Annotated in this window: 21 protein-coding genes; 12 read left to right on the forward strand and 9 right to left on the reverse strand. The window is 44.3% G+C overall.

The features are described from left to right. Position 1: 1 nt before the first annotated feature. The 8 genes from BLR15_RS06715 to rpmH all read right to left on the reverse strand — a co-directional run bounded on the left by BLR15_RS06715 (position 2) and on the right by rpmH (position 7,205). Complete coding sequence (locus BLR15_RS06715; protein WP_052255229.1) at positions 2 to 763, reverse strand: ParA family protein; 762 nt, start codon at positions 761 to 763, stop codon at positions 2 to 4. Between the two features lie 101 nt (positions 764 to 864). Further along, the gene (locus tag BLR15_RS06720) at positions 865 to 1,680 is read right to left on the reverse strand and encodes a ParB/RepB/Spo0J family partition protein (protein WP_052255230.1); all 816 of its coding nucleotides are present in this window, start codon (positions 1,678 to 1,680) and stop codon (positions 865 to 867) included. Between the two features lie 20 nt (positions 1,681 to 1,700). Then, positions 1,701 to 2,414, reverse strand: a complete 714-nt coding sequence (gene rsmG, locus BLR15_RS06725; protein WP_052255231.1) for a 16S rRNA (guanine(527)-N(7))-methyltransferase RsmG — start codon at positions 2,412 to 2,414, stop codon at positions 1,701 to 1,703. Further along, positions 2,411 to 4,291: a tRNA uridine-5-carboxymethylaminomethyl(34) synthesis enzyme MnmG gene (gene mnmG / locus BLR15_RS06730; protein WP_052255232.1), complete on the reverse strand. Its 1,881-nt coding sequence runs from the start codon at positions 4,289 to 4,291 to the stop codon at positions 2,411 to 2,413. The genes rsmG and mnmG overlap by 4 nt, the downstream gene beginning before the upstream one ends. Before the next feature lie 16 nt (positions 4,292 to 4,307). Beyond that, a complete protein-coding gene (gene mnmE / locus BLR15_RS06735; protein WP_052255233.1) occupies positions 4,308 to 5,684 on the reverse strand; it encodes a tRNA uridine-5-carboxymethylaminomethyl(34) synthesis GTPase MnmE in 1,377 nt (458 codons plus the stop codon). 15 nt (positions 5,685 to 5,699) lie between these two features. After that, complete coding sequence (jag, locus tag BLR15_RS06740; RefSeq protein ID WP_092985929.1) at positions 5,700 to 6,599, reverse strand: RNA-binding cell elongation regulator Jag/EloR; 900 nt, start codon at positions 6,597 to 6,599, stop codon at positions 5,700 to 5,702. 16 nt (positions 6,600 to 6,615) lie between these two features. After that, positions 6,616 to 6,951, reverse strand: a complete 336-nt coding sequence (gene rnpA / locus BLR15_RS06745; protein WP_176754079.1) for a ribonuclease P protein component — start codon at positions 6,949 to 6,951, stop codon at positions 6,616 to 6,618. Positions 6,952 to 7,067: 116 nt separating this feature from the next. Further along, complete coding sequence (gene rpmH / locus BLR15_RS06750; RefSeq protein ID WP_082238368.1) at positions 7,068 to 7,205, reverse strand: 50S ribosomal protein L34; 138 nt, start codon at positions 7,203 to 7,205, stop codon at positions 7,068 to 7,070. 448 nt (positions 7,206 to 7,653) lie between these two features. Here rpmH and dnaA point away from each other — a divergent pair, with 448 nt between their 5' ends. From dnaA to hutH, 9 genes are all read left to right on the forward strand, one after another. Further along, a complete protein-coding gene (dnaA, locus tag BLR15_RS06755) occupies positions 7,654 to 8,988 on the forward strand; it encodes a chromosomal replication initiator protein DnaA (RefSeq protein WP_092985931.1) in 1,335 nt (444 codons plus the stop codon). A 185-nt stretch (positions 8,989 to 9,173) separates the two neighbouring features. Then, positions 9,174 to 10,310 carry a DNA polymerase III subunit beta gene (dnaN, locus tag BLR15_RS06760; protein ID WP_231634366.1) on the forward strand — a complete coding sequence of 379 codons (1,137 nt, stop codon included), beginning with the start codon at positions 9,174 to 9,176 and terminating at the stop codon, positions 10,308 to 10,310. Between the two features lie 211 nt (positions 10,311 to 10,521). Then, positions 10,522 to 10,737, forward strand: a complete 216-nt coding sequence (gene yaaA, locus BLR15_RS06765) for a S4 domain-containing protein YaaA (RefSeq protein ID WP_052255238.1) — start codon at positions 10,522 to 10,524, stop codon at positions 10,735 to 10,737. Then, positions 10,734 to 11,831: a DNA replication/repair protein RecF gene (gene recF, locus BLR15_RS06770; RefSeq protein WP_052255239.1), complete on the forward strand. Its 1,098-nt coding sequence runs from the start codon at positions 10,734 to 10,736 to the stop codon at positions 11,829 to 11,831. The genes yaaA and recF overlap by 4 nt, the downstream gene beginning before the upstream one ends. Before the next feature lie 14 nt (positions 11,832 to 11,845). Beyond that, positions 11,846 to 13,765 carry a DNA topoisomerase (ATP-hydrolyzing) subunit B gene (gene gyrB / locus BLR15_RS06775; protein ID WP_092985971.1) on the forward strand — a complete coding sequence of 640 codons (1,920 nt, stop codon included), beginning with the start codon at positions 11,846 to 11,848 and terminating at the stop codon, positions 13,763 to 13,765. 18 nt (positions 13,766 to 13,783) lie between these two features. After that, positions 13,784 to 16,363 (forward strand): DNA gyrase subunit A, encoded by a 2,580-nt coding sequence (gene gyrA / locus BLR15_RS06780; protein ID WP_052255240.1) that lies wholly within the window; start codon positions 13,784 to 13,786, stop codon positions 16,361 to 16,363. Positions 16,364 to 16,660: 297 nt separating this feature from the next. After that, the gene (locus BLR15_RS06785; RefSeq protein ID WP_092985933.1) at positions 16,661 to 17,998 is read left to right on the forward strand and encodes a sodium/glutamate symporter; all 1,338 of its coding nucleotides are present in this window, start codon (positions 16,661 to 16,663) and stop codon (positions 17,996 to 17,998) included. A 139-nt stretch (positions 17,999 to 18,137) separates the two neighbouring features. Beyond that, the gene (gene hutP / locus BLR15_RS06790; protein ID WP_052255242.1) at positions 18,138 to 18,593 is read left to right on the forward strand and encodes a hut operon transcriptional regulator HutP; all 456 of its coding nucleotides are present in this window, start codon (positions 18,138 to 18,140) and stop codon (positions 18,591 to 18,593) included. 88 nt (positions 18,594 to 18,681) lie between these two features. Then, positions 18,682 to 20,172: a histidine ammonia-lyase gene (gene hutH / locus BLR15_RS06795; protein ID WP_052255243.1), complete on the forward strand. Its 1,491-nt coding sequence runs from the start codon at positions 18,682 to 18,684 to the stop codon at positions 20,170 to 20,172. On the opposite strand, the gene BLR15_RS06800 is transcribed toward hutH, so the two are convergent. Further along, positions 20,166 to 21,074 (reverse strand): LysR family transcriptional regulator, encoded by a 909-nt coding sequence (locus BLR15_RS06800; protein ID WP_176754080.1) that lies wholly within the window; start codon positions 21,072 to 21,074, stop codon positions 20,166 to 20,168. The two genes, hutH and BLR15_RS06800, sit on opposite strands and share 7 nt — an antisense overlap. Positions 21,075 to 21,251: 177 nt before the next feature. Between BLR15_RS06800 and BLR15_RS06805 the strand changes: the two genes are divergently transcribed. From BLR15_RS06805 to hutI, 3 genes are read left to right on the forward strand one after another with little or no spacing between them, the layout of a single operon-like run. Beyond that, positions 21,252 to 22,574: a YjiH family protein gene (locus tag BLR15_RS06805; protein ID WP_092985937.1), complete on the forward strand. Its 1,323-nt coding sequence runs from the start codon at positions 21,252 to 21,254 to the stop codon at positions 22,572 to 22,574. Between the two features lie 14 nt (positions 22,575 to 22,588). Continuing rightward, positions 22,589 to 24,247: a urocanate hydratase gene (hutU, locus tag BLR15_RS06810; RefSeq protein ID WP_092985939.1), complete on the forward strand. Its 1,659-nt coding sequence runs from the start codon at positions 22,589 to 22,591 to the stop codon at positions 24,245 to 24,247. Next, entirely contained in the window at positions 24,247 to 25,482 is a 1,236-nt protein-coding gene (gene hutI / locus BLR15_RS06815; protein WP_092985941.1) for an imidazolonepropionase, read from the forward strand. Before hutU ends, hutI begins: the two co-directional genes overlap by 1 nt. The last annotated feature ends 414 nt before the right edge of the window (positions 25,483 to 25,896 follow it).

The raw sequence follows: 25,896 nt of genomic DNA on the forward strand, positions 1-25,896 counted from the left end.
ATTACTTGTCACGTGCAATCACCTCTTTGGCCAGCTTCGAATAGTTTTCGGCCCCCTGTGATTTCGGATCGTAGACGGTGATCGGCTGACCGTAACTCGGCGCCTCACCCAATCGGATGTTTCTCAAAATCACCGTATCATACACCTGGTCTTTGAAATGGGCTCTCACTTCTTCTGAAACTTGAGAACCGAGGTTCGTGCGGGCATCGAGCATTGTAAGCAGCACACCTTCAATGACGAGACCGGTATTCAGATGGCGTTTTACGAGATCGATCGTATTGATCAGCTGGCTCAGTCCCTCCAGTGCATAATATTCAGCCTGCACGGGGATGAGTATGCCGTCTGCTGCGGTAAATGCATTGATCGTCAGCAGGCTGAGTGACGGCGGACAGTCGATAATGCAGTAATCATAGCTTTTGGATAATTTCTCAAATGCCTTCTTTAATCTGAGTTCCCTGCTCATCGCGGAAACCAGCTCGATTTCGGCGCCGGCAAGTGAAATATTCGCCGGGATGATATCCAGGTTCATATTGGATGTTTCATGGACCACATCATTGATATTTTCATCATCAATCAGTATGTCATATATCGATTTTTCCAAATCACTCTTTTCGATTCCGAGTCCGCTCGTCGCATTCCCCTGCGGATCGATATCGACCAGCAGCACCTTTTTCCCGTACTCCGTTAAGGAAGCACTCAAATTCACTGCGGTTGTCGTTTTTCCTACGCCGCCTTTTTGGTTGGCAATGGCAAAAGTCTTCATGAAGATTCGCTCCTTACTTAAAAATCACATAAATATATTATATCAATCAGATTGACAAAAGTAACACAAAATATGAAAGCACCCAACGGTAGTTGAGTGCATTATTTATAGATCTTTATCGATACTTCGACATAGTCCTCATTATCTGTACTGTTAAAAGCGAGCGAATGTCCTTTGCCTTTAAGCTTTTCCACCTGGCTCGTCAGATCATTGACGACAAACGAAACTTCATTGTTGAAGTTTATCTGCTCGGTACTTTTATCGGAACACTTTTTGACGAGCTGCTCCGTATCTTTGACCGTCAGTTTTTTATCCTTGATATCCGTCAGTACTTCGCCCTGGTCACTATCTTCCAGACTCAATAAACTTCTTGCATGCCTTTCGGTGATTTCACCTGAACCCAGCGCCTCGATGACGCTGTCTGAAAGCTTCAAAAGCCTCAGTTTGTTCGCAATGAAAGACTGGGATTTACCAAGATTCAGAGCAAGATCCTTCTGTGTGATGTCTTCCATTTCAAGCAGCTTCTGGTATGCACGCGCCTCTTCGATGCTGGACAGATTTTCACGCTGAATATTTTCTATCAATGCCACCGCTGCGGTTTCCTGGTCCGTCAAATAACGCACCAGCGCTTCAGTCTCTTCAAAGTTTAAAAGCTTCATCGCCCGGAAACGTCTTTCTCCGGCGATGATTTCATACATGCCTTCTTCTATCGGACGGACGGTGATCGGCTGAAGCAGACCGTGTTCCTGAATGGAATCACCAAGTTCACGTATCCGTTCATGATTGAACACGGTTCTTGGCTGATAACGGTTGGGAACAATATTTTCAAGCGGCAGCTTCTGAAGGCTCTCCGTATCCGGCTTGGCCTCACTGCTTTTATCTATCAGATTGAATAATTTTGAAAATGGTTTTTTCAATGTTCCACCGTCCTCTCAGTTTATTTTAATGGTGATTTGTTTGGTGTGCCCGGCTTTCTCGGATATTTCTTTGGTGTTTTATGCACTTTTTCAATTTCCAGTATATAACGCTCACTGTCTTCTTCGGGCAAAGTGAACTGATGTGTTTCCAGTATTTTTCCGCCGAGAAGATCGAGTGCAAACGTGCTGTCTTCAAGTTCCTCAAGACCTCTTTTGCCTTTCAGGACGATGAACTTCCCGTCTGTACGGACGAGCGGCAGACACAGTTCCAGTAAAGTGTTCAAATTAGCAACAGCCCTCGCTGTCACCATATCAAACATGTGCCTTGCCGTGTGGCGCCCGAAATTCTCTGCCCGGTCATGCACGAGGTGCATATCGCCGAGCGACAGTTCCGCTGTCAGTTCATTCAGGAAGTTGATCCGTTTATTCAGCGAATCAACAATCGTCACTTTAATATCCGGTCTGACAATCTTCATAGGAATACTCGGAAATCCTGCGCCCGCACCGACATCGCACAGACGCGTCCCTTCAGGAATGTCCTTATAAAATAACGGTGTCAATGAATCATAAAAATGCTTCAAATAAACTTCTTCTTTGTCCGTGACCGCTGTCAGGTTAATTTTTTCATTCCAGTGAATCAGCATCTCGTAGTACTTGTCGAACTGGCTGATCTGTTCTTCGGTCAGTTCTATGCCATGTCCTTTAAGTGCGTCTATGAATTGTTGTGGGTTCATGCTTCTACTCTTTTCACATTGCCCTGTTCAATATAAACAAGGAGTATTGAGATATCCGCCGGATTAACACCTGAAATCCTTGAAGCCTGGGCGATATCCAGAGGTTTCACTTTCTTCAGTTTATCGCGTGCTTCTGTTGCGAGTGAATGAATCGCATCGTAATCGATGTCTTCAGGTATTTTCTTTTTCTCCATGCGTCTCATCTTATCCACTTGGATCAATGATTTTTTAATATAGCCATCGTATTTCGTCTGTATTTCAATCTGCTCATATTCAAGCTTGGAAAGCTGTACTTCTTCATCCAGAATTTCAAGAATGGACATGTAGTCCATCTCCGGACGTCTGAGAAGATCAAGCGCAAGTATACCATCTTTCAATGGTGTGCCGCCGCGTTCTTTGATGACGCTTTGAGTATGTTCATTCGGCTTGATGCGTATTTTTGACAGACGGTCGATTTCAACATTGACGTTGTCTCTCTTCCGGTTGAATCTGTCATAGCGCTCTTCAGAGATCAGGCCGTTTTCGTAACCGATATCCGTCAGTCTCATATCCGCATTGTCATGTCGGAGCAACAGGCGGTGCTCGGCTCGGGACGTCAGCAGTCGGTACGGTTCATTCGTTCCTTTTGTGATCAGGTCGTCGATCAGTACACCGATATATGCATCTGCGCGGCTTAAGATCAGCGGCTCCATACCGAGTATTTTATTTGCAGCGTTAATTCCTGCGACGATACCCTGTCCTGCCGCTTCTTCATAACCGCTCGTACCATTGATCTGGCCAGCGGTAAATAAATTCTCGATCTTTTTGGTTTCAAGTGTCGGCCAAAGCTGTGTCGGATCCAGTGCGTCATATTCGATCGCATAGCCCGCACGCATCATACGTGCGTTTTCAAGCCCCGGTATTGATGACAGCATTTCACGCTGGACATCTTCCGGCAGGCTTGTTGACAGACCCTGTACATAGACTTCTTTCGTGCCGCGTCCTTCCGGTTCAAGGAAAATCTGATGGCGCGGCTTATCGTTGAAACGTACAATTTTATCTTCGATTGACGGGCAGTATCTTGGACCCGTACCCATCTTCATACCCGAATACATCGGGGACAGATGAAGGTTTTCATTGATGATTTCATGTGTGTGATTTGAAGTATATGTCAGCCAGCAAGGCAGCTGATCCATTATAAAATCAGTCGTTTCGTAACTGAAGGCACGCGGAACATCATCACCCGGCTGTATTTCAGTTTTTGAATAGTCGATGGAATCCGAGTTGACACGCGGCGGTGTACCCGTCTTGAATCTGACGATATCAAAGCCGAGATCTCTGATCTGATCGGCTAAAGCGATCGACGGCATCTGATGGTTCGGGCCGCTTGAATATTTCAGCGGGCCGAGTACGATTTCACCGCGTAAAAATGTGCCGGTCGTTATAATGACTGATTTCGCATTATAGACGACACCGATATTCGTTTTGACACCTTTGACTTCGTTATCTTCAATGATCAGTTCATCCACCATGCCCTGTAATATATCCAGGTTTTCTTCCTGTTCCAATATGCTCTTCATTTCCTGCTGGTAAAGCACTTTATCCGACTGTGCACGAAGTGCACGGACCGCAGGGCCTTTACCTGTGTTCAACATACGCATCTGGATATGTGTTTTATCCGTCACTTTGGCCATTTCACCGCCGAGTGCGTCCACTTCGCGGACGACGATACCTTTGGCGGGGCCGCCGACTGACGGGTTGCACGGCATGAATGCGATATTATCCAGATTGATTGTCAGCATCAGTGTTTTCAACCCTTTACGGCTTGCAGCAAGTCCCGCTTCGACACCTGCATGCCCGGCACCGATGACAACAACATCATAATTTTGTGCGTTCATAATTTTCCTCCTATTATTATTTTCCTAGACAGAACTGGCTGAACAGCTGATCGATGAGCTGTTCGCTCACATCTTCCCCGATGACTTCACCGAGCAGTTCCCATGTTTTCACTAAATCGATCTGTACGATATCGATCGGTACATCCATATGTGCGGATTCGATCGCATCGCTGATTGCACTGTTTGACTGTTCCAATAAGCTGATATGGCGGTTGTTTGAAAGGTACGTCGAGTCGGCGCTTGAAACCTGGCCGCCGAAAAACAGCTCGGCGATTCTGTCTTCCAGATCATCGACACCTTTGCCTTCCGTAATCGATGTTTTGACGATCGGGAAATCGTACCGGTTTTCAAGTTCCGCAACATCCAGCTCACTGTCGAGATCCAGTTTGTTGATGATCACAATAACGTTCTCATCTCTGACTGAATCCAGAAGTTCCATATCTTCTGATGTCAGCGGCTCATTATTGCTGAGCACATACAAAATCAGTTCCGCCTCGGTCAGCGCCTGACGGCTTCTTTCCACACCGATCTTCTCAACGATATCATCCGTATCCCGGATGCCGGCAGTATCCACCAGTTTCAGCGGTATGCCGTTGACGTTGACATATTCCTCTAAAATATCGCGGGTCGTTCCCGCGACTTCGGTGACGATCGCTTTATTATCCTGAATCAGGTAGTTGAGCAGCGAACTTTTACCCACATTCGGTTTACCGACGATTACGGTGCTTAAACCTTCCCGCATAATCCGGCCCTGGCGGCTCGACTTGAGTAGTTTTTCTATTTCTGTTTTTACTTTTTCTGCTTCTTCCAATAAAAGTTCCGTCGTCGCTTCTTCAACATCATCATATTCCGGATAATCGATGTTGACCTCGACCTGTGCGAGAATATTCAGGATGCTCTGTCTTAAACTTTCTATATATACTTTCAGACGCCCCTGCATCTGGCCGCTTGCGACTTTGGATGCTTCATCCGTTTTCGAACGGATGAAATCCATGACGCCTTCTGCCTGTGACAGGTCTATGCGTCCGTTTAAAAATGCGCGTTTTGTAAATTCCCCCGGCTCTGCCATGCGTGCGCCGTGTTTTAAAGTCAATTGCAAAATTCGATTGATAGTGTTGATTCCACCATGACAATTAATTTCTACAATATCTTCACGTGTATAAGTCTTCGGTGCACGCATCACAGCCGCCATCACTTCTTCTACTACTTCATCTGTATCCGGATCAATGATATGCCCGTAGTTAATCGTGTGGGTATCCACTTCATCGAGCGTTTTTTTGCCACGATATAACTTACCTGCAATCTCTAAAGCATCAATACCGGATAATCGCACAATGGCAATTGCCCCTTCTCCGACTGGAGTGGAGATACTGGAAATTGTTTCTAATTGCATGATGGTATAACTCCTTTATTTCTTTTCAATGACGAGATAACGGTTCGGCTCGTTCCCTTTAGAATGTGTACTGATATTTTCCAAATCACTTAACACATTATGCATGATTTTTCTCTCAAATGAAGGCATCGGCTCAAGTTTTACCGGCTGTTCCGTCCTTAGTGCTTTTTTCGACATATTTACCGCCAGATTTTCAAGTGTCTGACGGCGTTTTTCACGATAATTTTCTATATCCAGTACGATGACACCGTAACTTCTGTATATGGTATTCAAATAGTTCTGGCCGATTTCCTGAAGTGCATTCAAAGTCTGGCCGCGCTTGCCGATCAGTTTGGCTGCAAGTCCGGATTCGAGTTCGATGTGTCCCGTATTATTATCCACTTCATAAGTGACAGTATTATCAATATTCATACCTTCAATGACGTTATGGAGATAATCCGCCGTTTCGGAAATTGCCGCGTCAAATGTAAATTCGTCTTCCGGCTTCCCACTTGTGTCTTCAACCGGCTCTTTTGCTGCAGCCGGTTTTTCTGTTGTGACCGCTGCTTCTTCTGCAGGTGCCGCTTCCTGTGTCTTTGTTTCATCTATCGTTTCAGTGTCGTTATGTGTCTCTGTTTCTTCTTTTGGTTCTTCTGTTTCTTCTTCTGCATTTCTTTCTTCAAGTACTTCATCGACCATCGATTTTTCCTCGCCCGGGTGATCGCGGTTGATTAATGCATCGATTGTGTCATAACTTTTCAATTCCGGATTAATAACAGTGAGCGTTACTTCTGCATCTTTTTTGCCCAGCCCTAAAAAGCCTTTAGAGCCGCCTTCAATAACATCAATTTTAATATCTTCTTCTGCTACTTTCAGCTCTTCGAGTCCGAGTGCAATTGCCTGATCTACAGTTTCTGCTTTGTAATTTTTGTACATTTAAAGTACCTCCGCGTTATTTTATACATTTTGCTATTTTTAACACGTGTAATAATGACTTTTCAATCTGATGATAATCCATGCTGCTGACCGGGTTTCTCGCTATTACAATATATTCATGCGGTTTTAAACTGTCTTTATGCTGCTGAAAAAATGCTCTGATGCGGCGTTTGATCTTATTGCGCATCACTGCGTTGCCCAGCCGTTTGGATACACTGACGCCCAGCCTTAAATGTGTAATATCGGGATGGTCACTCAAATAAACTACAAACTGCCTGTTGGCATATGATTTTCCTTTTTTGAAAACAAGCTTGAAATCCTGCTCTTTTTTTATCCTAAATCGCTTTTTCATCATTATTACGCTCTTTCACAGTATGATATATTATTATAACAAAATTTACACTAATCTAAAATTATCTACTTTAAACCACAAAAAAAGATCACCTATTCATAGATGATCTCGAATTATTATGCAGAAAGTACTTTTCTTCCTCTTCTTCTACGGCGCGCTAGAATCTTGCGGCCATTAGGTGTGCTCATTCTTTTACGAAATCCGTGCACTTTGCTGTGTTTACGTTTATTTGGTTGGTAAGTACGTTTTGTCATATTTAAACACCTCCGTAGACCATTGAATTACTTACATTCATTTTCTTCTCTGTGATTGCAACTATTAAAGGATAACAGAATCACCAACTGATTTCAATAAAATTTGTAATGTTTTTATAGCAAAAAATGTGGATTATTAAGAAACTGTGGATAACTTTTGTGCGAAAATACGTTATTCACATGTTAATTCATCTCTTTTCCTGATTATTCACAGCTGTTAATTCAAAAATTGTGGATAATTGTGAGTTCTGTGTATAACTTTTAAAGAATTGCGTAACAATCATTGTTTTTTAATGTTAAATACTTTAGAATTTGAATGTATCTCTGTGGAAAAACAGTATTGGCTATGCAGTTATCCACAGACTGTGTGTAACTTGTGGATAGTTTATTCAGTGCTGTGGTAAACTTTATCCACAGCATGTGATTTTTGTGAAGAGAGAGGATATTTATGAGTTCGATTAATGATATTTGGCAAAAAACTTTAGATGCGATCCAATCAGAAATACCGATTACCAGTTTCAAAACGTGGTTCAATGACACGACGATGATCCATCTGGATAATAAAGTCGCAGTCATCAAAGCAGAAACCGAATTCCAGCGTGACTGGCTGGAAAACCATTACAGTGACCTGATCCAAAAAAAGATATATGAGTCCATCGGCGAACAGCCGGCCATCCAAATTACGATTCATGATGAGGTCCAGGATAATGAAAAGCCTGCACCCGAGAGTGAAGTTAAAGATGCTTTCCCGCAGACGCACGTGCCCGCACAATTGAATATGAACAATACTTTCGAAACATTTGTTATCGGCAGCGGCAACCGCTTCAGCCATGCCGCTTCACTCGCAGTGGCTGAAGCGCCGGCAAAAGCTTACAATCCGCTCTTTATTTACGGCGGTGTCGGTCTCGGGAAAACTCATTTAATGCATGCGATCGGCCATTATGTTCTTGAACATAAACCGAATGCTAAAGTGACCTACTTATCAAGTGAAAAATTCACCAATGAATTCATCAACTCCATCCGTGATAATAAAACCGAGGAATTCCGTAATAAATACCGCAATGCAGATGTTTTGCTGATTGATGATATTCAATTTTTAGCAGGTAAGGAATCGACGCAGGAAGAGTTTTTCCATACGTTCAATGCGCTGCATGAAGACAATAAGCAGATTGTCATCTCCAGCGACCGCACACCTAAAGAGATCCCGACGCTCGAGGATCGTCTGCGCTCGCGTTTCGAATGGGGCCTGATTACGGATATCACGCCGCCGGACCTGGAAACGAGAATCGCAATCTTAAGGAAGAAATGTGAAGAGGAAAATGTTGAGATTCCGAATGAAGCCATGATCTATATTGCAAGCAACATTCAGACGAACATTCGTGAACTTGAAGGGGCACTGACACGGGTTGCAGCATATTCCAAGCTGTCCAACCAGCCGATGACTTCCGATACGGTGGCCGAAGCGCTGAAAGATATCGTTTCACAGAAGAAACCGAAAAAAATAACCATTCAGGACATCCAGGAAATCGTTGCTTCGTACTACGGCGTGCAGATTGAAGAATTCGCATCGAAAAAGCGGACGAAATCAATCGCATTTCCAAGGCACGTCGCCATGTACTTATCCCGTGAACTGACGGATAACTCCCTGCCTAAAATCGGAGAGGTTTTCGGCGGCCGGGACCATACGACAGTCATTCACGCGCATGAGAAAATCTCCAAACTCGTAACCGAAGATGCGCTGTTCAAAGATGAACTGGAAGAGATAGAGAAAAAACTCAATTAATCGCTCCAAATCTGATAAAATAATTAATGTGTACAGTGTGGATAAATGATACACTTGGCCTAACAGTTTATACACATGTGGATAAGTAGAGACCATTGTGCTTAATCGAGTTATCCACATATTCACAGTGCTTATTACTATTATTACTATCTTTTTATAATTTATTAATATATAAGGAGTTATGAATCGTGAAAATAAACATCAATCGTCAATATTTCATTGAACAATTAAATCATTGCTTAAAAGCTATTTCTCCAAGAACGACTTTACCTATTTTGAACGGTATTAAAATTGATGTAAAAGATGACCATATGATTTTAACCGGCAGTGATTCAGAAATTTCTATTGAAATTACAATACCTGTTGAAGTGGATAACGAAGAAGTTTTGGAAATTCATGAAGCTGGCGCAGTCGTACTATCAGGACGCTTCTTTGTGGACATCATCAAAAAGCTTTCAGGTGACTTTGTTCAATTGGAAACGAATGATGCATTCCAGACTAAAATCACAGCATCAAAATCAGAATTCAACTTAAGCGGGAATAATCCTGACCAGTATCCTTTACTTCCGGATGTAAGCGACGAGGAAAGTCTCGTCATTTCCGCTTCAGTATTGAAGAACGTCATCAATCAGACGAACTTTGCAGTATCTTTATCAGAAACAAGACCAGTCCTGACGGGTGTGCACTGGCAGTTTGACAACGACGAGATCACGTTTACTGCAACCGACTCACACAGACTCGCACTCCGCCGTCTGACAGGTGAGCAGTTCAATAATGACAACAGTGATGCGATCATCCCAGGGAAATCACTTACAGAACTGAATAAAATCATCAATGATACCGATGAAGAAGTCGAGCTGCATCTGTCACAGAACCAGGTGCTGTTCAGCTATGGCAATATGCGCTTTATTTCAAGACTGCTTGAAGGAAACTATCCGGATACGTCAAGATTGTTCCCGGAAAACTATGAAACGAAAGTGACTGTGAACAATGCTGAGTTCTATCATGCGATCGACCGTGTATCTTTACTTGCACGTGAAGGCGGCAATAACGTCATCCGTATGAGCGTCAACACAGACAGCGTTGAGTTATCATCCAACTCGCCTGAAGTCGGTACGGTGAACGAAGACATCAATACCGGTGAAATTGAAGGTGAAGGATTGAAGATCTCCTTCAACTCCAAATATATGATGGATGCACTGAAAGCCATCAATAACGAAGATGTCACCATCGAATTTTACGGCACGATGCGCCCATTCACTTTAAAATCCAGTGAGTCCGATGAAGTTGTCCAGCTCATCCTGCCGATCAGAACGTATTAATCATCAATTAAAAGCATTAAAAACTGAATAAAATGCAGACTGTCCTCTATTTTTTACGATAAAAACGATGGACAGTCTTTTTTTGATTATCAGTAGGTTGACCCTATTTAAGGTGAAATACGCTATAAAGGCCGATTTTTGGCTTTTTAAATGAAAATTAAAGAAAAATAGTGTATAATATAATAGTGTGAAGTTTTAGGAGGCTGTGTATATGGAAACTAAAATTTTCGGCGATATCATCACATTGGGCCAATTTTTAAAGCTTGAGGGCATCATTGGAAGCGGTGGCCAGGCAAAGTGGTTTTTAAGTGAAAATGTCGTCTATATAAACGACGAAGTCGAAGATCGACGAGGTAAAAAGCTGCAGCATGGCGATGTGATCAAATCAGATGAATTTGGTCAGTATAAAATAGAGTACAAACAATGATTTTAACAGATATCAGTATCGGCAATTTTAGAAATTATGACTCTCTCGAGCTTGAATTTCATCCAAAGCTCAATATTTTTATCGGTGCAAACGCTCAGGGCAAGACCAATCTGCTTGAGTCCATTTATTTTCTTGCACTCGCTAAAAGTCATCGGACTTCCAAAGACAAGGAGCTCATTCGATTCAACGAAGAAGAAGCTTTTGTAAATGGTCACATCAATACAACTTACAGTACCCTCCCCCTATCGATCAGTATTAACAAAAAGGGAAAAAGAGCAAAAGTGAATCACTTGGAAGTTTCCAAATTGAGTCAGTACATCGGACATCTGAATACCGTTCTATTTGCGCCGGAAGATTTGAATATCGTCAAAGGGTCTCCGCAAATCAGAAGAAAGTTCATCAATATCGAATGTGGACAGATATCAAAGGTCTACCTGAGTGCGCTGAGCAGTTATCAAAAGGTGCTGGCCACTAAAAATCAGTACTTGAAACAGCGCAGTCCGGACAAGATGATGATTGAAGTATTGAATGTCCAGCTTTCTGAATACGCGAGTATCGTGATTTTAAAGCGTGCGGAGTTTATTGAAAAGATAGAGAAATTCGCAGCGGAAATCCATCATGACATATCAAACGGCAGTGAAAATCTGAAAATAAAGTATGCACCGAATATAAAATATGAAAGCAGCATCCAGGAAGAGCTGCAAAAAGAACTCGAACTTTTATTCGAAGAGAACCTGGCAAAAGAAATGGAACGCATGCAGACATTAATCGGACCGCATCGTGATGATATCACTTTCAGTATTAATGATTTTGACGTGCAGACTTACGGTTCACAGGGCCAGCAGAGAACGACGGCCCTCAGTGTGAAACTTGCTGAACTTGAATTGATCAGACAGGAAGTCGGAGAATATCCGGTGCTGCTCCTTGATGATGTATTGAGCGAGCTTGATGAAAACAGGCAGGCACATCTGCTCACATCAATCAGGGACCGTGTCCAGACATTCGTTACAACCACTTCAATCAGTGATATCAACCACGCCATCATGAATGACATGAAGACATTTGCTGTTGAACAAGGTCAAGTTAAAGCTTAATGGAAGGTGAGAACATGGAAGATAATAATATAGAACAATATGGTGCCAGTCAGATACAAGTACTCGAAGGTCTTGAAGCGGTAAGAAAACGGCCGGGAATGTACATCGGTTCGACGGCTTCAAGAGGTCTCCATCATCTGGTGTGGGAAATCGTCGACAACAGTATCGATGAGGCGCTCGGCGGTTATGCAGATACTATAAATATTACAGTTGAAGAAGATAACTGGATTAAAGTGACGGATAACGGCCGCGGTATTCCGGTGGATATACAGGAGAAGATGGGGCGCCCGGCAGTTGAAGTCATCTTGACTGTACTGCACGCCGGCGGTAAATTCGGCGGCGGCGGCTATAAAGTTTCCGGCGGTCTGCACGGTGTCGGTTCGTCGGTCGTGAACGCACTCAGTGAAACGCTTGAAGTATACGTTCACCGGGACGGCAAAGTCCACCACCAGTCATATACCCGCGGTGTGCCTGATTTTGATCTGAAAGTCATTGGCGATACGGATAAGACTGGGACAATCATACGTTTCAAGGCGGATCCGGAAATCTTTACAGAGACGACGGAATACGAATATGAGGTATTCAAGCATCGTACAAAAGAACTCGCTTTCCTGAATAAAGGCCTGCAGCTTAATTTATCTGATGAGCGCGGAGAAGAGACAATCAGTGATGAATACTACTATGAAGGCGGTATAAAATCATACGTCGAGCAGATTAATGAATCGAAAGAAGTGTTGCATGACGAAGTGATTTATATGGATAAGGAAAAAGAAGATGTTGAAGTGGAAATCGCAATCCAGTACAACAAAGGTTTCTCTTCCACGCTCCTTTCCTATGCAAACAATATCCACACTTATGAAGGCGGGACACACGAAGAAGGTTTCAAGCGTGCGCTGACAAAAGTGATCAACAATTATGCAACGAAAAATAATATGATCAAGGCCGGCGAAGAGCGTCTGAGCGGTGAAGATGTGCGTGAAGGCATCACTGCCATCGTATCCATCAAACATATGGATCCGCAGTTCGAAGGTCAGACGAAAACGAAATTCGGAAATTCCGAAGTGCGTCTCATTACAGACCAGCTGTTCACAGAAGGATTCGAAAGATTTTTACTTGAAAATCCGACTGTTGCGAAAATCATCATTGCAAAAGGCGTAACGGCACAGCATGCGCGCATGGCAGCGAAAAAAGCGCGTGAAATGACGCGCCGAAAATCAGCACTGGAAGTTTCCAGCCTGCCAGGTAAACTCGCAGACTGTTCAAGTAAGGATCCGGCAGAAAGTGAGCTCTTCATCGTCGAGGGTGACTCCGCCGGAGGTTCTGCAAAATCCGGCCGTAATTCAACGACACAGGCGATCCTGCCGCTCCGCGGTAAGATTCTGAACGTTGAAAAAGCACGTCTCGACAGAATATTGAACAACAATGAAGTCCGTTCGATGATTACGGCACTCGGTACCGGAATCGGCGAGGAATTCGACTTGTCGAAAGCGCGTTATCATAAGATTGTCATCATGACGGATGCCGACGTGGACGGTGCGCATATACGGACACTTCTGTTGACATTCTTCTACCGTTTTATGAAACCGCTGATTGAAGCGGGCTATTTGTATATTGCACAGCCGCCTCTCTACAAAGTGGAACAGTCGAAGAAAAAATATTATTTGTTTGATGATGCGGCACTCGATGAATTGAAGGGGACGCTGCCTGAAACACCTAAAATTTCTTTATCGAGATATAAAGGTCTGGGTGAGATGAACGCAGATCAGCTGTGGGAGACGACGATGGATCCGGAATTCAGAACATTGCTGCAGGTGCGCCTGACCGATGCAGTGGAGGCCGATCAGACATTTGAAATGCTGATGGGTGACATTGTCGAACACAGGAGAAACTTTATCGAAGAAAATGCTTTATATGTTCAAAACCTGGATATTTAATGATGGAGGTCAGTATGAATGGCAGATAACCAAGATAAGCTGCAGGAAATTAATATAAGTAAAACGATGCGTACATCTTTCCTGGATTATGCAATGAGTGTTATCGTTTCTCGTGCCCTGCCGGATGTCAGAGACGGTATGAAACCTGTACACCGCCGTATTCTTTACGGAATGTACGACAACGGTATGACCGCTGATAAACCTTATAAGAAATCAGCGCGTATCGTCGGTGATGTAATGGGTAAATATCACCCGCACGGTGACTCATCAATCTATGAAGCGATGGTCCGCATGGCCCAGGACTTCAGTTACCGCTATCCCCTCGTGGACGGTCAGGGTAACTTTGGTTCGATGGACGGCGACGGTGCTGCGGCAATGCGTTATACAGAAGCGAAAATGAGCAAAATTTCCGCTGAACTGATGCGGGATATCAATAAGGATACAATTGACTATATCGACAATTACGACGGCAACGAGAGAGAACCTGCTGTGCTGCCGGCCCGTTTCCCGAACCTGCTTGTCAACGGTACAAGCGGTATCGCTGTCGGTATGGCTACAAATATTCCGCCGCACAATCTGATTGAAATCATTAATGCAGTGCTTGAAATTTCAAGAAATGACGAAGTGACATTGGCAGAACTGATGGAACATGTGCAGGGACCGGACTTCCCTACTGCAGGGCTCATCGTCGGCAAAAGCGGCATCCGCCGTGCATATGAAACCGGCCGCGGTTCGGTCATGATGCGCGCAAGATGTGAAATTGAAATGATGAAAAACGGCAAAGAACGCATTGTCGTGTCGGAAATACCGTATCAGGTCAACAAAGCAAGACTGGTCGAGAAAATCGCCGAGCTTGCGAGAGATAAGAAGATTGAAGGCATTACGGATCTCAGAGATGAAACGAGCTTAAAAGAAGGCGTCAAAATCATCATAGAAATCCGTAAAGACAAAAATGCGAATGTCATTTTGAACAACCTTTATAAACAGACACCGCTTCAGACATCATTCGGCGTCAATATGCTGGCGCTTGTGAATGGTGAACCGGTCACCCTCGGCTTGAAAGAAGCACTCGTCCACTATCTGGATCACCAGAAAGTGGTCGTCAGACGCCGCACAGAGTTCGATCTAAAACGTGCCCAGGACCGTGCGCATATTTTGGAAGGTCTGCGCACTGCTTTAGATCATATTGATGAAATCATTTCATTGATCCGCGGCTCCTCCAATGATGAAGAGGCGAAAAACGGGCTGATGACGAAATTCGAACTGTCCGACCGCCAGGCTCAGGCGATTTTGGATATGAGACTGCGCCGCCTGACAGGACTTGAACGAGATAAGATTGAATCGGAATATACAGAAATTATGAAGACGATCGAAGAATTGAAAGCGATTCTTGCAAGTGAAGAACGTCTTCTGGACATCATCCGTGAGGAACTGATAGAAATCAGAGACCGTTTCGGTGATGAGCGACGTACGGAGATCACAATCGGCAATATGTTTGATATTGAAGATGAAGATCTGATTCCTGAAGAGCAGATTGTTGTCACACTGAGTCATAACAGTTACATCAAACGTCTGCCGTCATCGACATATCGTGCACAGCACCGCGGCGGCCGCGGCATACAGGGCATGAATACCGTCGAAGATGATTTCGTCAGCCAGCTTGTGGCGATGAGTACCCACGACTATATTCTGTTCTTTACGAATAAAGGCCGTGTATACAGGCTGAAAGGTTATGAAATCCCTGAGATGTCACGTCAATCGAAAGGTATGCCGATCGTCAATATGCTCGAAATTGATAAGGATGAAAAAATCAGTACCATCATCGGTGTGAAGGATAAAGATACAGAAGGTATGCATCTTGTCTTTGCAACGAAAAAAGGGATTGTCAAACGTTCTTCGCTGGATAATTTCGACCGTATCAACAAAAACGGTAAAATTGCGATCACATTCAAAGAAGATGATGAATTGCTTGCAGTCAGATTGACAGACGGCTCCAAAGAAATCATTTTGGGTACACAGAAAGGTTCACTCATCCGTTTTGAGGAAACTCAGATCAGAAATATGGGCAGAACAGCTGCCGGTGTCCGCGGTATCAGACTGCGCGGCGACGATGAAGTCATCGGCCTTGATGTACTGAGCGAAGATCAGGAGATACTGGTCGTCACTTCAAACGGTTACGGCAAACGGACTGTGGAGTCAGAATACCGCAGTGCAAACCGCGGCGGTATGGGTGTGAAGACTGCAAACCTGAATGACCGTATCGGTGATCTGGTGTATATCGGCTCTGTCAACGGCGATGAAGATCTGATGATTGTTACGGACTACGGTGTCATCATCCGACTGATCATGGAAGAAGTTTCTATGACTGGACGTAATACACAGGGTGTGCGTCTGATCCGTTTAGCGGATGAGCAGAATGTCGCGACAGTCGCCAAAGTGAAAGAAGAACTTGAAGAAGAGGACCTGACCCTTGATGACGATGAAAAGATAGAAAAACAGATTGAGGGCGAAATGGAAGAAAGACTCGATGAAGATGATCACGAGTTGAATGATGAAGTCGAAGCACCGCTCGACGATGAAGATCATCCGGAAGAATAAATAACACTTCAGGGGCTGAGACATAAATATATCCAGAAAAAATAATCCGTACGTTAGCTTTCCTGGGGCATCGCGTAAGCCTTTAGTCTTACGCTGATGCTTTTCCCCAAGGAGTCTAACGTACGGATTTCATCTGTTCTGCATGAAATATAATCTTTTTTAAGGACCTATGTCCCAGCCCCTGATATTTATTTGGTCGGGAAAATATGCTCATTTGTACGGTTCAATACTTTTAAAAAATCTGTTTGTTTGATACGTGTTATCTGATTAATATAAGGAAAATAAGGGAGGGTTTATATGGAATTTACTATTTGGGATGTTTTAATCGACTTCTCCATCATCTCAGGGCTGCTGCTTATGGGTGTTCTCTTGAGGGCGAAAATTGTTTTTATTCAAAGGACGTTTATGCCTGCCAGTATCATCGCTGGGATTTTAGGGTTGATTTTGGGACCCTATGCGCTTGATATTTTACCTTTTACAGAGTTGATCGGCTCTTATCCGGGCTTGTTGATCGCATTTGTTTTTGCGGCGCTGCCATTCTCCACAGGCAAATTTAAAGTGAAGGAAGTTATCGGGAAAGTCGGCGGATTGTGGTCATACTCACAGACGATCATGTTATTGTTCTATGGTCTCGGCCTGTTATTCGCACTTGTCTTTCTGGCACCTTTTTTCTCTGATTTACATAATGGTTTCGGTCTTCTGCTGGCAGCCGGCTTTGTCGGCGGTCACAGTACAGCAGCGGCAGTCGGTGATGCGTTTGCCCAGCAGGGCTTTGAAGAAGCGACCTCGATCGCAATGACTTCAGCGACCGTCGGAGCACTGACGGCTATCAGTATCGGACTTGTCCTGATCAAACGCGCGGCAGCCAAAGGTCAGGCAAACTATATACAGGACTTTAAGCAGCTGCCTCATGGTTTACGCTCCGGCCTTTTACCCGACAGTGAATGGGATTCAATGGGTGAAGGCAAAGTTTCATCAATTGTCATCGATCCATTAATTTATCATGTCATGTTTATCGTGATTGCGACAGGCATCGGTTATTACTTAAGCGTACTTGGTGAAGAGCTGATGCCGAATGTTGCAATTCCTGCATTCTCCCTCGCCTTTATCGTTGCTTTGCTCATCAGGCTGGCGATAGAAGCATTCGGTGCCGATAAATATCTTGATAAAGAAATATTTTCTAAAATCAGCGGCGGCGCAACAGATTATCTGGTTGCTTTCGGTATCGCATCGATCAACTTGACCGTTGTCGCACAAAATATGGTGCCATTCATCATTCTGATGATTTTTGGTATCGTTCTGGCGTATTCATTCTACCGTTTCCTGTCCGGTTACTACTTCCAGGAAAACTGGTTTGAAAAAGGAATATTCACATTCGGCTGGATTACAGGTGCCGTGGCGATGGCCATCGCCCTCATCAGAGTGGCCGATCCAAGGCAGGAAAGTGAAACACTGGATGATTTTGGGCTCGCCTATGTGCCGATTGCACCGGTTGAAATCGCGTTGATCACTTTTGGGCCGTTGTTTATAGCGAGCGGTCAGCACTGGCTTTTCGTCGTCATTACATTACTCATCACAATTGCGATTCTATTATTCTCATACAGCCAGGGCTGGATTAAAAAATCACGCACATAATAAATGTATTTCCAGAAGAACGGTATTTGATATCGTTCTTCTTTTTTATCCCTTTACAGTGGATTGAAATCTTTTCATGAAAGCGCTATAATTAAGAGTAGACATTAGTTAACAGAAGATAAAAGAGGTAGACGGACCAATGGCAAATGAACATTCATCAAATAAGGACAATGCGTTCGGCAAATTTGCCACACTCGTTGCTCTGACAGATAAAGAAACAGCACTCGGCATCTGTCCGCAGTTTGAATCTTATAAAGTGGTCACAGGTAAAGTGGGATCCATGGATTTGAAGAAAGTCATTTCTTCAGTGGAAACGGCCGCAAAACGCGGTGACCTCATCCATCCGGATACATACCGTGAAACGCACGCCCTATACCATGCGATTGTTGAAGCGGCGGAAGGCGTGACCAGGGGCAAGTTGAGTGTCGGTGATATTATGCGTACAGTCGGGCTGTCATTCTCGGTAGTGAGAGGCAATCCATATGGGGATGAGCGCGAAGGTGAATGGCTCGCAGTCTGTTTTTACGGAACGATCGGTGCGCCGATCAAAGGCAAGGAACACGAGACACTCGGTCTCGGTATCAATCACATATAAAATATAATTGTCATAGATATCAGTTAATAGAGACATTGTTACTTCGTGTAACTGTGTCTTTTTTTAATGGAAAAAGGAGGAAAAGCGCATGTCAATTTTAAAATTAACAGGGGAAAATCTGTCCATTGAATCCATAAAAGATTTCCTGGGAAATAGTGAATCGACAGTGGAAATCACGGATGCAGCCTATGAAAAATTGAAAGCATCACGGAAAATTGTTGAAAATATCATCGAAGAAGGCAAGACGGTTTACGGTATTACGACTGGTTTCGGGTTATTTTGCGATGTGTTGATTTCGACAGAAAAGACGATTGATCTGCAGGCGAATCTGATCCGTTCCCACTGCTGCGGCATTGGAAAGCCATTTTCAGAGAATGCGGTGCTGGTGATGATGATTCTCCGACTAAATACGCTGGTCAAAGGTCATTCCGGTGTGACGACGGAACTTGCAGACCAGTTGAAGAAATATATCAATTACAAAATCATACCGAAAGTGCCTGAACAAGGTTCGCTCGGGGCGTCGGGGGACCTCGCCCCGCTGTCGCATATTGCGATTACATTGATGGGAGAAGGAGAAGTTTATTACGAAGGGGAATTGAAAGAGACGGCCGAAGTGCTGGATGCACTCGGGATTGAACCGCTCGTGCTCCAGGCAAAAGAAGGGCTTGCTCTGATCAATGGCACGCAGCCGATGACCGCACAGGGGGTGCTGAACTATATTGAAGCGGAAAGTCTGATGGAAGCGTCGCTGTGGATAGCTTCCCTCACCCACCAGGCGCTTAACAGTATTACGGATGCATATAACCTCAACATCCATGCTTCAAGAGGATACGAAGAACAGATTTACGTGGCCGGGAAAATGCTTGAGTATCTGGAGGGGTCTGAACTCACTACGCATCAGGGGGAAGTGCGCGTGCAGGATGCCTACTCCATCCGCTGCATTCCGCAGGTTCACGGCGCCTCGTTTCAGACATTGGTGTATGTAAAGGACAAGCTTGAAATCGAGATGAATGCGGCGAATGACAATCCGCTCATATTCAGCGAGGAAGAAGTATTTTCAGGAGGGAATTTCCACGGCCAGCCCATTGCGATTGCAATGGATCTGCTTAAAATCGGTGCAGCAGAGATTGCCAATATCTCAGAACGCCGCATCGAGCGTCTTGTAAATCCGGCATTGAATGGGGACTTGCCGGCGTTTTTAAGCCCGGAAGAAGGTCTGCAGTCCGGCGCGATGATTCTGCAGTATGCTGCTGCAAGTCTCGTTTCTGAAAATAAAACCCTCGCCCACCCTGCGAGCGTCGATTCGATACCGTCTTCAGCGAACCAGGAAGATCATGTATCCATGGGGACCATCGGTGCGAGGCATGCGAGGGATATCATCGGCAATATGAGAAATGTGCTGGCGGTCGAGCTGTTGATTGCACTGACTGCAGTTGAACTGAAGGGGAAAGAAAAGCTGTCGCCGAAAACACGGGAGAAATTTGAAGAATACAGAGAAATCGTCGATTTCATAGGACACGATCGTAATTTTAGTGATGATATAAAAATTTTATCAAGTAAACTGGAACGGGTTTATTGATTCATATTATTTAAAGGCGCTTTACCGAAATATTCAAGAACCAAATCTATGAATTCTTTTGTAAATGGGGATAAGTATCTCTTATTGTCATATGCCAGATAGACTGTTCTGAGAGTGACAGAGTCCTCGATTTCACAAATATGAATCTTATTGTGATCGAGTGATTCTGCGTATTTTTCGGGCATTATGGCGACGCCCAGTCCACTTTTAACAAAGTCAGAGACAAAATCAAAGCGGCCGATTTCAAATTTGATATTTGGTGTGATACCAAGTTTATTGAATGATTGAAGAATATCTTTACGTGTTTGGTATCCTTCATGAGAAATAATCAACTCCGCCTCCTTTAAGTCACGAATTTGTATGAACTTTTTATTTTTTAGAGGATTGTCTAAAGGTAATACAGCTACAAGTTTTTCTTCATAAAGTGGGACGGATGTGATTGTTTTGTCGTTAATATACTGATTGGTGATTGCTACATGGACATCAAAATCTTCGAAGGCTTTGATGATTTCTTCAATGCTAAGGACGGGTTCGAGTTCTATGAATACATCCGGATAGGACAGTTTATATGATTTGACCACCTGGGCAGTCCAATGTTTTGCACTTTCTATCAATCCTATCGAAAGATGCGGCGGTCCATTTTCTTTAAGTTTCAAGGCGGTGTCTTTTACCTGATTGAAATGCATGACGAGTTTTTTGGATTCATTGTAAAGAAGCTCACCTTCTTTGGTCAGCTGGATATTACGGTGAGAACGGTCGATGAGCTTGAACCCTATTTCATCTTCTAAACGTTTTATGGATGTGCTGAGTGAAGGCTGTGATATGTGAAGTGCATAGGCAGCAGCTGTAAATGATGCTTTTTCGATGACGGTTACAAAATGCATCAATTGATTAATTTGCATGTTTATCATCCTTTTTATAAATGTTATTTACTATTATCTCGCAACTTCCAATCGTATTATAACTAAAAGCTATCAAGTCATTGAATATAGGTATTTGTATTTTATATATTCACACCATAAAATTAAACTCATAGAGATGTAAACGCTTTCTAAAAGTGAGTACAAAGGGGTGAAATTTTGACATACGTAACAAAAGGGGAAATGAAAAAGCAGAAAGGAAAAAGTATGTGGCGCTTTTTCCTTTACAGTGCGATAGGAATTATCATGTTTTTTATTCCCGTAACACTGTTTGGTGAGAGCTCTATACTGTTAGATCATTTTGTCACATTTGTAGGCAATGTTTTTGGAGATTCCATTAAATATTATACATTACTCGTAATCATAGCTGGAGCGATTTATCCTTTCATAACAAAAGAGTGGAATAAAAGTCTGATTGAAATTGTTATTACATTCTTCAAGATTGCAGGTGTTGCCGTTGGTGTCATGGTGGTATTTCAGATTGGCCCGGCTTTTGTTCTTAGAGAAGATATCGGACCATTTCTGTTCAATTCACTCGCAGTCAATCTTAGTATATTGATCCCTGTCGGCGGCGCTGTTTTAGGTCTGCTGGTGGGCTACGGCATGCTTGTATTTATAGGTGTCATTATGGAACCTGTCATGAGACCGTTATTTAAAACACCAGGAAAATCTGCTGTGGATGCTGTAGCATCATTCGTTGGAAGTTATTCAATAGGACTGCTGATTACGAACCGGGTGTATAAAGACGGGCAGTACAGCAGAAAAGAAGCAATGATTATCGCGACCGGTTTCTCGACTGTTTCTGCAACGTTCATGATTGTGGTTGCAAGGACATTGGACTTGATGGATCACTGGAATTTATACTTCTGGACTACTCTTATTGTGACATTTGCCGTCACCGCAATATCAGTCAGAATACCTCCGCTTCGGACAGAAGAAGACTATTACTATGAAGGAGTAGATAATACCGAGAAAGAGAGTTTCGAAGGAACCCGGTTTGAATATGCGTGGTTTAAAGCAAAACAGCAATCTTTTGAAAGCGAACGTCTGTGGAAAAATATTGCTGAGAATTTAAGGGACGCTTTTAAAATGACAATGACTGTTGTACCAACAATACTTTCAATTGGTTTGCTGGGGATGATAATAGTCGAGTTTACGCCTCTCATTTCATGGGCATCATACATCTTCTACCCGGTACTTTATTTGTTCCCGCTCGACAATATTTCATTGCTGGCCGAAGCGGTTACAGTATCGATCATTGAAATGTTTCTGCCGTCCTTGCTGGTAGTTGATGCTGCTATAGAACTTAGGTTCATTACAGCAGTTTTATCGATTTCATGCATCATCTTCTTTTCAGCGGTGGTGCCTTGTATTCTGGCTACAGATATAAACATGAAAATATGGAAGATGGTAGCTGTTTGGTTCATCAGAGCAGTACTGTCCTTGTTGATTGTAACACCCATTGCATTACTGATATTTTAAAAGGAGTGGATAATATGTCTAGAAAAATTACTGCTAAAAAAGGTTTGGAAATTGAATGTAAAGGCTGGGAACAGGAAGCGGCGCTCCGTATGTTATATAACAACCTGGATCCGGAAGTGGCGGAACGGCCTGAAGACCTTGTCGTATACGGGGGGATCGGCAAGGCGGCGCGTAACTGGGAATCGTTTGAAGCGATTGAAAATACGCTGCGTAAACTGGAAAAAGATGAAACAATGTTGATTCAGTCGGGCAAGCCGGTGGCGGTTTTTAAGACGCATGATGAAGCGCCGAGGGTTTTATTATCGAACTCGGTTCTCGTACCGAAGTGGGCAGACTGGGAGCATTTCAACGAACTCGATAAAAAAGGCTTGATGATGTACGGCCAGATGACTGCGGGTTCATGGATCTATATCGGCTCACAGGGAATTGTCCAGGGGACTTATGAAACGTTTGCGGAACTTGCCAACCAGAATTATGACGGGTCGCTTAAGGGAACGATAACTCTGACGGCAGGGCTCGGCGGCATGGGCGGCGCTCAGCCATTAGCTGTGACGATGAACGAAGGTGTCGCAATCTGTGTGGAAGTGGATGAATCACGGATAGATAAACGTCTGGAAACGAAGTATCTGGATGTAAAGGCTTATTCTCTAGATGAAGCGAAACAGATGGCTGAAGAGGCACGGGATGCAGGTAAAGCGTTATCCATCGGACTGCTTGGCAATGCGGCGAAAGTCCTGCCTGAAATTCTTGAGAGTGATCTTAAAATCAATATCGTCACAGACCAGACGTCCGCCCATGACCCGCTGAACGGTTATGTACCGGAAGGTTATTCACTGGAGGCTGCTGCTGAACTGCGCGAAGCGAATCCGGTGGAGTACGTCAAACTGTCGTCTGCTTCAATGGCGAAGCATGTGGATGCGATGCTTGAATTTAAAGATGCCGGTGCCGTCGTCTTCGACTATGGTAATAATATCCGCCAGGTTGCTTTCGATGAAGGAGTAGAAAATGCTTTTGATTTTCCGGGGTTCGTTCCGGCGTATATCAGACCTTTATTTTGTGAAGGGATGGGACCATTCCGCTTTGCAGCACTGAGCGGAGATCCGAAGGATATTGAAGTGGCCGATAAAAAGATGCGGGAACTGTTTCCCGAGAACGAAAAGTTATTGCGCTGGCTGGATATGGCGAGTGAGAAGATTGCATTCCAGGGGCTGCCGTCCCGTATCGCCTGGCTCGGTTACGGTGAGCGCGCGAAGATGGGGCTCGCTCTGAATGAACTCGTTGCGAGCGGTGAGATTTCAGCGCCGGTCGTCATCGGACGTGATCATCTGGATTCCGGTTCCGTTGCGAGCCCGAACCGTGAAACGGAAAGCATGAAGGACGGCAGTGACGCAGTCGGTGACTGGGCGATTTTAAATGCTCTCGTCAATACCGCAGCCGGCGGTTCATGGATCAGTGTGCATCACGGCGGCGGTGTCGGTATGGGTTATTCACTGCATGCCGGTATGGTCGTTGTTGCTGACGGGACTGAAAATGCAGCCCGCCGTCTGAAACGTGTGCTGACGTCGGATCCGGGCATGGGCGTTGCGCGTCATGCGGATGCCGGATATGAAATCGCAGTTGATACAGCGAAAGAACGCGGCGTAAATATTCCAATGCTGGAGGAGAATGAATAATGAATGATGTGATGATTAAAAATATAAAATCTTTAATATTGCCTAAGAAGTCGGATAAGCCTTTAAAAGGCAAAGAGATGGATGAACTGAAGATTGTCGATGATGCTGTGATTGTTGTGAAGGACGGCAAGGTCGTCTATGCAGGTGAAAAGACGGATGAGTACGAAGCATCTGAAGTGATTGATGCAGAAGGCAAGATTGCCTCCCCTGCCCTCGTTGAGCCGCACACGCATGTGGTGCACGGCGGATCGCGCGAACATGAAATGTCGTTGAAGCGCCAGGGAGTCGACTACTTGAAGATTTTGGAACAGGGCGGCGGCATTTTAAATACTGTGGAACAGACAAGAAAGGCCGCGTTTGACGAGCTGCTTGAAAAAGCGTCAGTGAACATTACACGGATGATCCAGCACGGTGTTTTGACTGTTGAAAGTAAGAGCGGCTATGGACTGGATAAGGAAAATGAACTGAAACAGCTGAAAGTGTCGAAGGCACTGGAAGAAAAATTTCCGATTACGATGCGTCATACTTATCTCGGCCCGCATGCGATTCCTAAAGGTCGTGAGGCCGGTGAATTTATGGAAGAGATGATCGAGCTGCTGGATGATGCCAAAGAATATGCGGATTTTGCGGATGTCTTCACTGAGACAGGTGTATTTTCAGTCGAGGAATCCAGGAAATACATGGAAGCGGCACGTGAGAAAGGTTTTCGCGTAAAGATTCATGCGGATGAAATCGATCCGCTCGGCGGACTCGAACTTGCGATTGAACAAAAAGCGGTCAGTGCCGATCATCTGGTGGCAGCAAGTGAGGAAGGCAAAAAGCAGCTGGCTGATTCGGATACAGTGGCGGTATTATTGCCGGGGACGACGTTTTATTTGGGCAAAAATGAATTTGCCGATGCCCGCGGCATGATTGAGGGCGGCGGTGCTGTGAGTCTGGCCACCGACTATAATCCGGGCAGTTGTGTCACCGATAATCTGCAGATGATTATGGCGATTGCAGCATTGAAGCTGAAGATGACGCCGAACGAAATCTGGAACGCGGTGACTGTCAATGCGGCGCATGCGATTGATGCGGCAGACCGTGGTACGCTTGAAGCGGGTGATGATGCGAATATCGTGATTTGGGATGCGCCGAATCATGAGTACATTCCCTATCACTACGGCGTCAACCACGCATACAAAGTAATTGCGGATGGCAAGCTGCTGTATGAGAGACCGGGACTGAAGTTTTAGTTTTGGCTCTCGCGCTATAAGCCTATATCAAAATCCCAAAGTATAGCGTCTGGACCTTGTGTACGCTATAATTCCATCAAATTGGCATGAGATATAGCGCAGCGGCCCGTCTTACGCTATAACTACACATCAAAAAGTTAAGATATAGCACAGACACCTGCTGTACGCTATAACTTGCTAAATTCCACTCAAGTTGTAGCGCCAGTCATCAAATGGCATACTCAAGCTTTGAATCAGTGACATGACACCGTCAACTAAGGCCGGTTGGTGTCATAAATCTCATGAAAATGGCACGAAGTGCAGTTTATTCCGGATTTCATGACGCCCGGGCCAGACACACCCGCCTCATAAAACTTGCATTTTTTATAATCGCGTTATAAAATGACACCAAGTCAGTTTAATAATCACTACTTT

The sequence above is a fragment of the Lacicoccus qingdaonensis genome, from assembly GCF_900101075.1.
GTDB classification, from domain to species: Bacteria; Bacillota; Bacilli; order Staphylococcales; family Salinicoccaceae; genus Lacicoccus; species Lacicoccus qingdaonensis.

Excerpts from the sequence above, each read along its gene's own strand:
- BLR15_RS06715 (WP_052255229.1), bottom strand. The coding sequence starts at position 763 with ATGAAGACTTTTGCCATTGCCAACCAAAAAGGCGGCGTAGGAAAAACG.
- rsmG (WP_052255231.1), bottom strand. The coding sequence starts at position 2,414 with ATGAACCCACAACAATTCATAGACGCACTTAAAGGACATGGCATAGAA.
- mnmG (WP_052255232.1), bottom strand. The coding sequence starts at position 4,291 with ATGAACGCACAAAATTATGATGTTGTTGTCATCGGTGCCGGGCATGCA.
- mnmE (WP_052255233.1), bottom strand. The coding sequence starts at position 5,684 with ATGCAATTAGAAACAATTTCCAGTATCTCCACTCCAGTCGGAGAAGGG.
- jag (WP_092985929.1), bottom strand. The coding sequence starts at position 6,599 with ATGTACAAAAATTACAAAGCAGAAACTGTAGATCAGGCAATTGCACTC.
- rnpA (WP_176754079.1), bottom strand. The coding sequence starts at position 6,951 with ATGAAAAAGCGATTTAGGATAAAAAAAGAGCAGGATTTCAAGCTTGTT.
- rpmH (WP_082238368.1), bottom strand. The coding sequence starts at position 7,205 with ATGACAAAACGTACTTACCAACCAAATAAACGTAAACACAGCAAAGTG.
- dnaA (WP_092985931.1), top strand. The coding sequence starts at position 7,654 with ATGAGTTCGATTAATGATATTTGGCAAAAAACTTTAGATGCGATCCAA.
- yaaA (WP_052255238.1), top strand. The coding sequence starts at position 10,522 with ATGGAAACTAAAATTTTCGGCGATATCATCACATTGGGCCAATTTTTA.
- recF (WP_052255239.1), top strand. The coding sequence starts at position 10,734 with ATGATTTTAACAGATATCAGTATCGGCAATTTTAGAAATTATGACTCT.
- gyrB (WP_092985971.1), top strand. The coding sequence starts at position 11,846 with ATGGAAGATAATAATATAGAACAATATGGTGCCAGTCAGATACAAGTA.
- gyrA (WP_052255240.1), top strand. The coding sequence starts at position 13,784 with ATGGCAGATAACCAAGATAAGCTGCAGGAAATTAATATAAGTAAAACG.
- BLR15_RS06785 (WP_092985933.1), top strand. The coding sequence starts at position 16,661 with ATGGAATTTACTATTTGGGATGTTTTAATCGACTTCTCCATCATCTCA.
- hutP (WP_052255242.1), top strand. The coding sequence starts at position 18,138 with ATGGCAAATGAACATTCATCAAATAAGGACAATGCGTTCGGCAAATTT.
- hutH (WP_052255243.1), top strand. The coding sequence starts at position 18,682 with ATGTCAATTTTAAAATTAACAGGGGAAAATCTGTCCATTGAATCCATA.
- BLR15_RS06800 (WP_176754080.1), bottom strand. The coding sequence starts at position 21,074 with ATGCAAATTAATCAATTGATGCATTTTGTAACCGTCATCGAAAAAGCA.
- hutU (WP_092985939.1), top strand. The coding sequence starts at position 22,589 with ATGTCTAGAAAAATTACTGCTAAAAAAGGTTTGGAAATTGAATGTAAA.
- hutI (WP_092985941.1), top strand. The coding sequence starts at position 24,247 with ATGAATGATGTGATGATTAAAAATATAAAATCTTTAATATTGCCTAAG.